Origin of the sequence: Capnocytophaga sp. oral taxon 902 (assembly GCF_013394735.1) — a bacterium.
GTDB classification, from domain to species: domain Bacteria; phylum Bacteroidota; class Bacteroidia; order Flavobacteriales; family Flavobacteriaceae; genus Capnocytophaga; species Capnocytophaga ochracea.
The window spans coordinates 1,209,513-1,222,297 of the sequence record NZ_CP058261.1 but is presented as its reverse complement, the minus strand read 5'-3'; the positions used below and the strand labels follow the sequence as shown (position 1 = coordinate 1,222,297).

General features: G+C 39.3%; 12 protein-coding genes and 2 pseudogenes. 1 reads left to right on the top strand and 13 read right to left on the bottom strand.

Annotated features, from left to right (window positions below; translation table 11 throughout):
* Nucleotides 1-3 precede the first annotated feature (3 nt).
* From HW278_RS05190 to HW278_RS05130, 13 genes and pseudogenes are all read right to left on the bottom strand, one after another.
* Entirely contained in the window at nucleotides 4-954 is a 951-nt protein-coding gene (locus tag HW278_RS05190) for a glycosyltransferase family 2 protein (protein WP_178977138.1), read from the bottom strand.
* On the bottom strand, nucleotides 947-2,302 hold the full coding sequence (locus tag HW278_RS05185; protein WP_178977137.1) for an oligosaccharide flippase family protein: 1,356 nt from the start codon (nucleotides 2,300-2,302) through the stop codon (nucleotides 947-949). The genes HW278_RS05190 and HW278_RS05185 overlap by 8 nt, the downstream gene beginning before the upstream one ends.
* Entirely contained in the window at nucleotides 2,303-3,322 is a 1,020-nt protein-coding gene (locus HW278_RS05180; RefSeq protein WP_009412657.1) for an NAD-dependent epimerase/dehydratase family protein, read from the bottom strand.
* Entirely contained in the window at nucleotides 3,319-4,215 is an 897-nt protein-coding gene (locus HW278_RS05175) for an NAD-dependent epimerase/dehydratase family protein (protein WP_178977136.1), read from the bottom strand. Before HW278_RS05175 ends, HW278_RS05180 begins: the two co-directional genes overlap by 4 nt.
* A gap of 173 nt (nucleotides 4,216-4,388) precedes the next feature.
* Nucleotides 4,389-5,702 carry a lipopolysaccharide biosynthesis protein RfbH gene (gene rfbH / locus HW278_RS05170; RefSeq protein ID WP_178977135.1) on the bottom strand — a complete coding sequence of 438 codons (1,314 nt, stop codon included), beginning with the start codon at nucleotides 5,700-5,702 and terminating at the stop codon, nucleotides 4,389-4,391.
* 23 nt (nucleotides 5,703-5,725) lie between these two features.
* On the bottom strand, nucleotides 5,726-6,802 hold the full coding sequence (gene rfbG / locus HW278_RS05165; protein WP_178977134.1) for a CDP-glucose 4,6-dehydratase: 1,077 nt from the start codon (nucleotides 6,800-6,802) through the stop codon (nucleotides 5,726-5,728).
* On the bottom strand, nucleotides 6,793-7,566 hold the full coding sequence (gene rfbF, locus HW278_RS05160; protein ID WP_178977133.1) for a glucose-1-phosphate cytidylyltransferase: 774 nt from the start codon (nucleotides 7,564-7,566) through the stop codon (nucleotides 6,793-6,795). The genes rfbG and rfbF overlap by 10 nt, the downstream gene beginning before the upstream one ends.
* Nucleotides 7,567-7,619: 53 nt before the next feature.
* Entirely contained in the window at nucleotides 7,620-8,612 is a 993-nt protein-coding gene (locus tag HW278_RS05155) for an FAD-binding oxidoreductase (protein ID WP_178977132.1), read from the bottom strand.
* A 32-nt stretch (nucleotides 8,613-8,644) separates the two neighbouring features.
* Nucleotides 8,645-9,961: a UDP-glucose dehydrogenase family protein gene (locus tag HW278_RS05150; protein WP_178977131.1), complete on the bottom strand. Its 1,317-nt coding sequence runs from the start codon at nucleotides 9,959-9,961 to the stop codon at nucleotides 8,645-8,647.
* Nucleotides 9,958-10,161: pseudogene (locus HW278_RS05145) on the bottom strand (polysaccharide biosynthesis protein); the annotation flags it as partial. The pseudogene HW278_RS05145 and the gene HW278_RS05150, both read right to left, overlap by 4 nt.
* Nucleotides 10,162-10,365: 204 nt before the next feature.
* A pseudogene (locus HW278_RS05140) lies at nucleotides 10,366-10,512 on the bottom strand (pyridoxal phosphate-dependent aminotransferase); the annotation flags it as partial.
* A 60-nt stretch (nucleotides 10,513-10,572) separates the two neighbouring features.
* The gene (locus tag HW278_RS05135; RefSeq protein ID WP_255493795.1) at nucleotides 10,573-10,818 is read right to left on the bottom strand and encodes a hypothetical protein; all 246 of its coding nucleotides are present in this window, start codon (nucleotides 10,816-10,818) and stop codon (nucleotides 10,573-10,575) included.
* 130 nt (nucleotides 10,819-10,948) lie between these two features.
* The gene (locus tag HW278_RS05130; protein WP_178977130.1) at nucleotides 10,949-12,046 is read right to left on the bottom strand and encodes a methyltransferase; all 1,098 of its coding nucleotides are present in this window, start codon (nucleotides 12,044-12,046) and stop codon (nucleotides 10,949-10,951) included.
* Between the two features lie 291 nt (nucleotides 12,047-12,337).
* On the opposite strand from HW278_RS05130, the gene HW278_RS05125 reads away from it, so the two are divergent.
* Nucleotides 12,338-12,718: a ribonuclease P protein component gene (locus HW278_RS05125; protein ID WP_178977129.1), complete on the top strand. Its 381-nt coding sequence runs from the start codon at nucleotides 12,338-12,340 to the stop codon at nucleotides 12,716-12,718.
* Nucleotides 12,719-12,785: the final 67 nt, after the last annotated feature.

The window sequence follows — 12,785 nt, the reverse complement described above, 5'->3', positions numbered from 1 at the left end:
ATACTATGACAACATCTTCTTTATTCTTTGTATAATTTGAGGGGGTAATAATCTCTTAATTGTTAATTTCAATATTCCTTTATAGAAATAGATATTTCCTCCAAAATATTGGAATAATATTCTCCAACCTCCTTCTGTCTTGAATTTTCCCTTATTTTTCTTAAAATAGAATTTATATATAAATCCTAACAAAAATTCATTAAACAAACGTTTCTTTTCTTTTTTGTAGTAATACATTTCATTTTTCGTGTCTACCAACATTTCTCGGCGAATGGTGAGGTAATTTACCACAAATACTTCAAAAAAGTTATACCCACCATTAGTAGCTCCATCAGCAGCATCTTCAAAAATACGCTTATTGATCATTAAATTCTTCTGACTCTCTTTAGCAGCTGTTATATAAAGAGGAATAAGAGTAAACCATGTTCCCATATATTTTTCAAAGTTGATAGTAGGTACAAATTTAGTAGCTACGATATTGGAACTTATAAAAGTTATCCAATAGCTAATATCACTTAAATATTCTTCGATAGTTTGATATATTTTTGTTTCTTCATCTTTTTCTTTAGGAAAAATCTTGAGGTGAATCAATCCATAATCAGTATTCTTGAGTTTAGCCAATAAGAAAGACAAAGCACCATCTTTTAAAAAGTCGTCGTCACCTAGCACCCAAACGTATTGAGCGGTTGCTTTTTTAAAACATTGTACAAAATTGCCATCCATACCTAAATTAGTAGTATTTTTGCTATAAATGATAGGCATTCCCGTTTGAATATAGTTCAGTACTACCTCTTCAGTGTTATCAGGAGAACAGTTGTCGGATACAATGAATTCTATTTCACTACAATCAATTGTTTTCAGCTCTTTTTGTATGGCTTTTAGAGCGTTGTCTAATATTTTTGCCCTATTATAAGTAGGAATACAAATACTTAATAATTTTTTAGTATCATACATAGTATTCTTGTTTTTTAGTTTTAAAAATATAGTAGCTCATAGGCAAACTCACACAAGTTGCTATCAAAAAGTACCCCAAAATGAGAGTCTCGATAGTAAAATATTTGGCAGTAATATACATTTCAGATACACAACAGAGCCCTACAAAAAAGGCTTGAAACAAAAAAGGCTCCTTCTTAAAACATCGCAAAGCCGTTGCCCACGTATTGATGATATTGTTAATAGGCACTGATAGAAAAAATACCGCGCACAACGATAAGGGCAAGAAACGGTGTCCTAAACTGAAATCAAAATATTGTAGCCCCGCAATAAAAGCAAGCACTCCTAAGATTACTAACACAGCCACTAAACTCGATTTGGTAAGGGTACTCTCTACAGAATTATCTAATTCTTTATATTCCCTTTTAGCAATCAAAGAAGACCACAAAGGTACTTTTGTAGATGTCCAACTTACTACTAACGAGAGAATAGCATTCAGAATAGTGAGGGTAATTCCTACTTCTCCCGCTACCACTGGTCCATAAAAAGCAAAAACAATAGGGTTAAAAGCCTGAAAAATAAAATAACCACTTGCCCAACTAAGCGCTATCTTCCACTGCAATGGAAATATTTCTTGCCAATAGCTTATTTTTTCAACGAGAGGTTGCTTCCACAATGTATATAGGATTTTAGTATAGCCTCCTCCTAAATATAAACTTACAAGTACTATAAACCCTACCATAGCATTGATTGCCACCACATATAATTTCGCACCCAATAGTAAGCTCAACCAAGAAATACTCATTACTGTAATTTGTTGAATAAGTGCAAACCGAGCCATTTCCTTTACTTTATGCATTCCTTGCAAAATAGCCATTATAGGAGATAGCAACAGATTGCTTCCAGCAAAAAAAGCTACTATTAGCCAAGGAGTCTTCCATTGGATATGTTCGATACCCACAGTGTTTCTATAAAAAAAATAACCTCCTCCAAAAGTAAGTGCTAATAGCAATAAGAAAGCAAAAATGGCATACCACTTTACTGAAAAATGTAAGATAGAAGCCAATCGAGAAATGTGCTTTTTGTCCCCTTCAAAAGTATTATTTTTTATTCTTATATGAGCCATTTCGTGAGCTACAAATTGGGTAAGGATACCTCCCAAACCTAACTCAAAAAATATTTGAATAGCCAATACAGAAGCAAAAGTAAAATAGAACCCTTGTTCTTCTTTTGAAAGAAACTTAGCAATCAGAAAAACGGTAACAATACCTCCTCCTGCTTGGATAATCCTTGCAGAAGTAGTGTAGAGTATAGCTCCATCTATTCCTAATTTATTAAAGACAGCCTCTCGTGTTCTTCTTATATTCATCTATTTATTTCCGATCCATTCTACCATTTTTTCTATTCCTCTTTTTGAGGTCATTTTAGGTTGCCATTGCAATATTTTTTGAGCTTTAGTATTATCGGCTACGAACACTAATTGATCGCTCTCTCTAAAGGGGAGCTCTTTATATTGCATTTTTATACCTAAAAGTTTTTCTAACATAGCAAAAAGTTCTAGTAGTGAAAGACTATTTTCAATACCTCCACCTATATTAAAGGCTTGCCCTTTGGCTTGTTCTATATATTTGATACCTTGAAAATAAAGACTTACTACATCATCGGCATAAAGCACGTCACGTACTTGCTTGCCATTGCCTGAGATAGTAAATAGTTCTCGATTTGTACCTTGTTTTATCTCAATTGCTTTTTGCACAAACCAACCAATCCAACCTTGGTCGAAAGTAGCGTGCTGATGACTTCCATACATTGATGAATGTCTAAATACTAGGGTTTTAAGTCCATAAATACGATGAAAATCCAATAAATATTGGTCGGCTGATCCTTTAGAACATCCGTAAGGCGAATGGAAATCTAAAGGATAAGTTTCAGGAAATCCTTTAGGATATTCTTGACAGGTATATCGCATCTGTTCTTCTTGAAAAGTAAGATTAGCGAAATCGCCATATACTTTATTGGTTGATGAGTATAAGATGTAAGCATCAGGACAGTATTTTCTAATAGCATCTAATAAGTTGAAAGTGCCCATTGCATTCACTTCAAAATCCAAACGTGGGTTTTCAATAGAAGTAGTCATTGCTACTTGTCCAGCCAAATGAAACACAATATCAGGCTGTTCTTTTTTGATCACAGTTTCTACATCATTGGTGTTGCGTATATCATAAGGATAATAAGAGAATTTACCGAGCGTTCTGAGCCAATCTAAGTTTTGGGCACTACCATAACGGAAAAGATTGTCTAAAACTACCAATTCTTCTCCTCGTTTTAATACTTCTTGAGCTAAGTTGCTTCCTACGAAGCCGCAACCGCCTGTTATCAAATATTTCATTGTATCTCGTTTTTTACAAATTGTTCTATATTTTCTTCTAAACTTCTTTTAGGTTGCCACCCTAAAGAGCACAACATACTATTATCTACTTGGGGCTCCATAATCTCCCCCTCTCGGTAAGGAAGTGCTCCAAAATTCAATTGGGTTTCAATAGGACTACCTTTTAGTTTTTCTAGTGTGTTTTTTACTAATGTTACAAAAGTTTTTACAGGGGTAAGCACTCCAGTACCTACCTCTATATCATTAAAGGCTTTTAGTTGTGGTGCTTGTTCTAAACAAGTAAGGTAGGCACTTACCACATCATCTATATAGATAAAATCACGCTTTTGTGTGCCTGCGGTGAGTGGGATTATGTTTTTTTCCTGCTGGAGTTCATTCAAGATCCAAGAGGTAAATTTGTCATTGCCATCTTGTTCTCCAAACATATGTTCTAATTTTAAGTTTACCACTTGTATTTTATCAGACGCCAATTGCAACCACTCTTCAAATTGTTTTTTCGATAAAGCGTAATAATTTAAATATTTATATAATAAGGTCCCGGTGTTAAAAAAGGTCCCGGTGTTAAAAAAGGTCCCGGTGTTAAAAAAGGTCCCGGTGTTAAGCAACTCTATACCAAACATTAAGTTGGTCTCAAGTATCTGCTGTATACTCTCTCCTTTTCTACCATATACACAGGCTGTATGAATGATAGTGTCTATATATTGCTCTTCAAAGGCTTTTCGCAAAGGTACTTGGTCTATATCATAGCTTTTAAAAGTGTTTTCAAAACCTTTTAAACGCCACATATTAGAGGTAGAGCGTTTGAGTACTACTACCTCATAGCCTTTGTTTACCAATGCCTTCAGCAAATGACTGCCGAGGAATCCTGTTGCGCCCGTTAAAAGTATTGTCATAATTATATTGCTATTTCAAATTCTTGCTCTATGTAGGATTGAAAAAACTCCCACGAAAGGCACGTTCAGCTTGCGCTGATGGGGGTTTGCCCACGAATTGCACGAATTTGCACGAATGCTTCAGCTTGCGCTGATGAGGGTGATATTGTAAAGAAACCTATTTTGTGCTAAAGTTAGAAATTTACTCCAAAATATTCTTCTAATTTTTCTGCGATATAGTCTAACTGTTCTTCGCCTAAAGCTGGATAAATACCTACCCAAAAGGTTTGATTCATTGTGATATCGGTATTAGTAAGGTCTCCTACTACACGGTATTCCACTCCTTTGAAATAGGGTTGCTTAGTGAGGTTACCCGCAAATAATAAACGTGTGCCTATCTTATGCTGGTCTAAGAAGCGGAGTAAATCTACACGTGCGGTACCTGCATCTTCTTTAAGGGTGATAGGAAAACCAAACCACGAAGGGTCGCTATTGGGGGTTGCCTCTGGTAGGTATAAAAAATCAGTAAGGGTTTGGAGTCGCTCTTTGAGGTAGGCGAAATTTTTACGGCGTTTTTCTATAAACTCCTCTACGCGGTCTAACTGTGCTAATCCGCAAGCGGCTTGCATATCGCTAATTTTTAGGTTGTAACCTAAATGTGAATATACATACTTATGGTCATATCCAAAAGGCAAATCACCGTGCTGTTGCGAGAAACGGCAGTTGCAAGTGTTGTCACAACCTGGTGCACAATAGCAATCACGCCCCCAATCGCGGAAAGACTCGGCTATGGTTTTTAGCTCGGCATTGTTAGTAAATACTGCACCTCCCTCGCCCATTGTGATATGGTGGGCAGGGTAGAAACTAAGTGTTGCAATATCACCAAACGTACCTACTTTTTGTCCGTTGTAAGTAGCGCCGAGTGCATCGCAGCAGTCTTCTACGAGCCAAAGGTTATATTTCTCACAAAGGGCTTTTATTTTCTCTAAGTTGAAAGGATTTCCTAAAGTATGGGCAAGCATAATTGCCTTGGTTTTAGGGGTGATGGCTTGTTCTATAAGGTCGGCGTTTACATTGTGAGTATGTAGGTCTACATCTACAAATACGGGTACTGCTCCAAACTGAACAATAGGGTTCACCGTAGTAGGGAATCCTGCTGCAACGCCTATTACTTCATCACCTTTTTTGATAGCACGGTCACCTAATTTAGGTGATGTGAGCGCACTAAAGGCTACTAAGTTAGCTGATGAACCTGAGTTTACAGTGATGCAGTATTTTACCCCCAGAAAGGCGGCTAACTTTTCTTCGAAAGCACGGTTGAAACGTCCTGTGGTGAGCCAAGCGTCGAGTGAAGCGACGACCATATTTTGGAGTTCTTGCTCACCGATTACTTTTCCTGAAGGAGGGATTACTGTTTTTCCTGCTTCAAAGGGTTTGGGTTTGTAAGCCTCTTCGGCATATTGGGTTACTAATTTTGCTATTTCTTCTCTGATGCTGTCTAAGGTCATTTATTGTAGTGTTTTTCTTGTTGTTAGTTTGAGTATTCCATATAGCCTTTGATTTCGTAAAGGCAGTGGGTTTGCATATCTGCTCCTCGTAGCCACGCGCGATGCCAATGGACGATTTTTTCTAAAGTATCGGCGAGTCGCCATTGAGGATGCCATTTGAGTCGGGTGGCAGCTTTGGAACAGTCGAGTTTTAGAAAGTTAGCTTCGTGAGGCTGTTCGCTCTTGTCCCATTCATAACGGGCTCCTTCGCCCCAAAATTGTACCATTTTTTCTAATATCCATTGCACGGGCTGGCAATCGTCGTCCTTAGGTCCAAAGTTCCAACCTTCGGCAAAGGCATTGCCCTCATTATACAAGCGTTCAGCTAATACTAAATAGCCTGAGAGGGGTTCTAATACGTGCTGCCACGGACGTGTAGAGAGGGGGTTACGGATAATCACGGGCTGTTGTTGCTCAAAAGCTCGCAAGATATCGGGTATCAACCGGTCGTCAGCCCAATCACCTCCTCCTATTACATTACCTGCACGGGCTGAGGCTACAGCTGCGGTATCGTTAGTATAAAAAAATGAACGGCGATAGGCAGAGACTACTAACTCAGCGCAACCTTTGCTATTGCTATAAGGGTCGTGTCCGCCCATAGGTTCGTTTTCACGATAGCCCCATTCCCATTCTCGGTTCTCATAACACTTATCGGTAGTGATAATAACTACCGATTTCAGCTGAGGGGCATAACGAGCAGCTTCCAAAACGTTTACAGTACCTATTACATTGGTACTATAGGTGTCTACTGGTTCTTTGTAGGAAAGTCGTACTAAAGGTTGGGCAGCTAAGTGTAACAATACATCGGGGTTGAAAGAGCGTATACTCTGCGAGAGCTGTTGTAGGTTGCGAATGTCGCCTATTTCGGTTTGCATATTCTCACCTACTTTAGCTACTTCAAAGAGAGCGGGCTGGGTAGAAGGAGCTAATGAAAATCCTTTTACTTCAGCCCCCATCAGCTGTAGCCATAGGGATAGCCACGACCCTTTGAAGCCTGTGTGCCCTGTAACAAATACGCGTTTGCCTTTCCAAAATTGTGGATTTACTTTTCCTATTGCCATACTTTCCAAGGAGCTTTATCGTTTTGCCATAATTCTTCTAAGAGCATTTTGTCACGAAGAGTATCCATTGGTTGCCAGAATCCTTCGTGTTTGTAGCTCATCAGCTGTCCGTCGGCAGCTAATCCTTTGAGAGGTTCTTGTTCCCAAATTGTATTATCGTCTTTGATCCGCTCTATCACTTTGGGAGAGAGTACAAAAAATCCTCCATTTACGAGAGCACCATCGCCTTTTGGTTTTTCTTGGAACTTCATAATCTGATTGTCTACTATATCTAAAGCCCCAAAGCGACCCGGGGGGTAGACAGAAGTGAGGGTAGCTTGCTTACCGTGAGCTTTATGAAAAGCTAGTAATTTAGCAATATCAATATCAGCAACGCCATCACCATAGGTAAAGCAAAAAGCTTCCTCATTGGCTATATAAGGCAATACTCTTCTAAGGCGTCCTCCCGTCATAGAGCGCTCTCCTGTATCTACGAGGGTTACTTTCCACGGTTCAGCACGTTTTTGGTGTACGTGCATCTCGTTGTTTGCCATATCGAAAGTGATGTCGGACTGGTGCATAAAATAGTTGGCAAAGTACTCTTTGATGATATAGCCTTTATAGCCACAACAGATGATGAACTCATTGATGCCATAATGTGAATAAATTTTGAGGATATGCCATAAGATGGGCATTCCTCCTATTTCTACCATTGGTTTGGGTTTTACAACGGTCTCTTCACTGAGGCGTGTACCGAGACCACCTGCTAATATTACTGCTTTCATAAAGATAATTTTGTGCGAGCCGCACGGGCAATTATTTTTTTATTTATAAAAATTTACTTATTACCTGCTATAAACGCATCGGCGAAGAAGTTTTCTTCTTTTAGTCCTTGTTCGGAGAGGAGTTTTTGAGCGCTTTGTATCATCACTTCACTACCACAAGCGTATACTTGTGCTTTTTGCCAAAGGATAGGTTGCTGTAATGCTATTTCTTGTACATAACCTTTAGCCCCTTGCCACTGCTCTTCGCGAGAGAGTACGGGTATATAGGTGAAATTAGGTAGTGTTGTTTTGGGTTGCCAAAAGAGGTCTTCTTTCTTTCTTCCTCCCCAAAGTAACCATATTTTTTTATGAATTGTTAATTCAGGTGTAGATTGTAGCTGCTCTAAAATTGCTTTTATAGGTGCGATTCCAGTGCCTGTAGCTATTAAAACGATCTCCTCACAATTGGGATTATTGCGATAGAAAAAAGTACCCAGCGGGCCTTCCATTCGTAATAAGTCGTTAGGTTTGGCTTCGTTAAACCAGTACTGACTAAATAAACCTCCTTCATAATTACGGATAAAGAGTCTTAGTTCATTGGCTTCACATTGGCTATGACTGATAGAATAACTGCGTTTTTGTCCATTTCTGATGATATCTATATATTGTCCTGCTAAAAACTGAAAATCGACCTTAGGGGGCAAGCGCAATACTACTTCTACAATATTAGGAGTAAGTACAGTGATGTTATTTATTTTACAAGGTGTAACTTGTGGTTTAGGCAATTTTACTGCCAAGTCTTCTACATCTAATATTACTTCTGATCTAGGTACTACATTGCAGGAGAGTACATAGCCCGCTGCTTTTTCTTCTGCGGTAAGCACTTTTTCGTCTTGCAAATTCTCAACTTTGCCTTGAAGTATTTTTACACGGCAACTCCTGCAACGTGCCTCAAAGCACGAATATTCTAAACTGATATCGTTATCTAAGGCGGCTCTTAGCAAAGAGGTATTCTCATCACAAGGATAAGATTTGTCGTTTTTTAAATGTATGGTATACTTACTCAAAATATTTTATAAATAATGTCGTCTTATCTTTCTTATACTCCTATCTGTACATACTCCCATCCCTTGCTTGGCAACTCAAAGGCATTATACTGATTCCTTCCATCGAAAATTACTTTTTCTTTTAGCATTTTAGCTATCTCGTCGAAATCGGGCACGCGGAACTCTTTCCATTCGGTAAGCAACAACAAAGCGTCCGCACCTTTTAGGGCTTCGTATTTACTATCTACGTAGGTTACGGGTATATCTTTTAGGTAACATATCTTTGCCTCGTGTACCGCTTTGGGGTCATACGCTTGTACTTTGGCTCCGCGTTTCACCAATTCTTTAATGACGTAAATTGCAGGTGCTTCGCGCATATCATCGGTTTCGGGCTTGAACGAGAGCCCCCATACAGCAAAGGTTTTTCCGCTGAGGTCTTCCCCATATTTGGCAACTACTTTCTGGGCAATCACTATCTTCTGACGGTTGTTCACATTGTCTACTGATTCAATCAGTTCTGCTTTGTAATCTACCTCTTCTGCTAATTTTTTAAGTGCCAATACGTCTTTCGGAAAACAAGAACCACCATAACCACAACCAGGGTAGATAAAACTATAGCCTATCCTGCTATCAGAACCTATCCCTATACGCACTTTATTTACATCAGCCCCTACACGCTCACAGATATTCGCGATTTCGTTCATAAATGAAATCTTAGTAGCCAGCATAGTATTCGCAGCGTATTTGGTCATCTCTGCCGAACGAATGTCCATCGTGATAAAGCGTTCGTTTTGTAAGAAAAAAGATGAGTAAAGGGCTTTCATCTTAGTAAAAGCCTCCTCGCTATCAGCCCCTATTACTACACGGTCAGGTTTCATAAAATCCTGAATTGCTTTGCCTTCTTTTAAAAACTCGGGGTTGGACACCACGTGAAATTTGTAATTCACTCCGCGTTTATCCAAGGCAGCTTGCACAGTAGTGAGTACCTTGTCGGCAGTGCCTACGGGCACGGTCGATTTGTCTACTACTATTAACTCTCCTTGCATTGTCTCACCTATCTGTTGGGCTACCGAAAGCACATATTGTAAGTCTGCCGACCCATCATCACCCATAGGAGTTCCTACAGCTATAAAAGCTATCTCAGCACCTTTGATTGCCTCCGCGAGGTCAGTAGTGAAAAATAGTGTTTTAGCTAAATTGCTCTGTACCATTTCTTCCAATCCTGGCTCGTAAATAGGAATCACACCTTGTTTGAGCTTCTCTATTTTCTCAGAGTTTACATCTACGCAAGTTACCTTGTTGCCCATCTCAGCGAAACAAGTCCCTGATACTAACCCCACATACCCAGTGCCTATGACTGCTATTCTCATTCTATTTTCTTATCTAAGGTTTCATATTCGGAGTTATTGCTTTTAAACTCCTTTACTATTTGTTTTAATAAACGCACTACTTTTGTCTTATCCCCTTGCGTAGCTACTTCATATATTTGGGTAGTGAGTGCCTCTATCTCAGTAAACGACATTGAAGGGTCTTTGCTAATCATTATTTTCTTGTGGTGCGTAGGCATTGTTTAATATAAATGGGAAATTTTGTACAAAAATATAAAATTCTTTTTAATTCTTTTATAGAGAAACTTTATATTTTCTTAAAAACGCCTTTTATTCTTTCTCGGTCTGCATCAGTAAGATTAGAACCTGAGGGGAAACATAACCGATTGTCAAAAAACAGGTGCTCGCTGGTCTTCTCTATCAAATCCTGTCTTCGCCTTGTCAATAGTAATAGCCGAAAGCGCCGATACTTTCACTCCATAGCCTAAAAAGTGCTGTAAATCCTCTTCAAAGCCATTTACATTAGGAACTAAGGGGGCTACCCAATTCTCCTCAAAGGCTTGATGGATATATTTAAGTTCGTTTCCTCCCATATGTGAGTAAAACAACCATATTTTTTTCGTACTATTATCTTTTTATAAAATTCTCAGCATTTATAATACTTTATCAGCAATTGTTATGCCATTTGAAATGGTAGCATTACTTCCTATAAAAGTTCTTCTACTTACTATAACATCTCCATTAATTCTAGTACAAGTGGAAATGTGACAAAAATCACCAATTTGCACATTGTGTTTGATATTTGCTTTTGTGTTGATAACACAATGTTTCCCTACTTTTGCCTTGGCATTGATAAAGGCATTAACAAAAATAGGACTCAGCACAATAAAGGCAATCATTGCTGTAAGGAAGTCTAACGCCGGTTTTATAATATTCCTATACATCTATTTTCTCCCAAAAGTTACCCGTGTTGCTTCCACCTGCCTGTCGCACAACCACCATTAATCATTAACCACTAACCATTAACCATTAACCATTAATCACTACCTTAAACAGCGTATGGCTATTGCCACTGCCTAAGTTGTCATAGATATCCACTACCTTTAGTCCAGCGCGTTCCACGCATTTTATCATATCGCCCGAATAGTACATCTTGCTATTGCCGTTTGCCATTGCCGTAAAATACACACTGATTTGGGTAAGGCAATACGCCCCCGTTTCGTGTTGTTGTCTGTCCCAATAGGCTTCCAGAATATACAACTCGGTATGAGCGTCCATCGCAGCAGCTGCCCTACTGAGAATACTCGTTACTTCCTCCTCTGAGAAGCAATCCAAAAACTGACTCATCCATATCACGTCAAAACCTTTCGGAAAAGGTACAGAAGCGTCCAACAGATTAGCCGGATAGCCTCCAATACGCTCAGCCCCTTGTTTGCCTGCGATATTGTTTTTCATCAAACGCAGTTGCTGAGGTAAGTCCATAATGGTTACCTGCACATCGGGGTTAAAGCTCACGGTCTTTAACGCAAAGCGTCCCGTATTACCTCCCACGTCTAAGAGCGTCTTTACAGGGCGTTTAAAAATGATATTTAAAGCATCTTCAAAAGAGTAATCAGAATAGTAATGGTCAAAAGCAAACCACTTTTCTTGCGCCTTTTGGGGCAATTGTGAGAGCCCCTCATAAATCGTAGGCCAAGACCCAAACACTTTAAGTCCCGCAGGTTTCCCTTCTTTAAGGGCTTCTTCAAGGTGAAACAACCCTTCGTAGCACACCTCTTGAATGAATTCCATATTCACACGGGTGGTCTTGTCGCGAAGCAAAAACCAGCCTGCTTTCGATATCGCAAAGCGGTCGCCCTCTTTCAAGAGTACCGTACCTATGGAAAGCGACGACTCCAAAAGTATTTTCACAGCATAGTCACTCAGCTGTGTTTTAGTAGCCACCTCCTGCATTGTCAATCCTTCAGGGGCATTGCACAAAGCCTCGAACACGCCGAGTTTTACCATTAAGTGTGATATTTGGAACACCACAGGCGCAAAAGCAATCTCTTGAGCCAAGCGCTGAGCTTCCAAAGCCGTTTTTTGTTCAGTAGTGTATTGTTTTCTGATTGCTGGTGTTAAATTCATATGCTTAAATATCTCAGTTTAACAATTAAGGTGCAAATGTACAAATTAAATAGCAAATAGCAATAAAAAGATTTTTCAGCTATCTGCCACCCTTTCGTTTCTTAGCTCTTTCCTTGATTATTCCTTTTTCTTATTAACATTTGTTTAACATATGATATTCAGTGAATTAACGCCTTTTCTATACCAATCGTCCAAGATTCGTATAAGCTTCCTATAAGCTTTCTATAAGCTAAGACCACTCTTTTCATTTGTCCATTTGTTAATTCTTTCTTACCTTTGCCGTCGAATTTAATGTGTTTTATTTTGCCTACTTTTCCCAAAACCGAAAAACTCTGCAAGCGTGAAGCCATTCAGCAACTCTTTGCCCAAGCCGAGGCATTTACCTGCTATCCGCTTAGGTTGTTGTACGCCCCTGTTAGCAGCTTAGAAGCTCCTTACCAACTGCTTATCAGTGTGCCCAAACGCACTTTCAAGCGCGCAGTACATCGCAATTTCCTAAAACGACGCCTGCGCGAAAGCTACCGACTCCAAAAACACTTATTGCCCGTAAAAACCGAAAAGTATGCCCTTGCCTTTCTCTATATAGGGAAAGAACTCACCGATTACGCCACCATTTACAAATCCGTAACCCAACTCATAGAAGATTTTTCTCATCAGCTCACCCAAGAATAACCCATCGCTTTTGCGCTCCACCTTCCCCCTTTGAAGAGGGATTAGGGAGATGTTTAAATTACCCCCT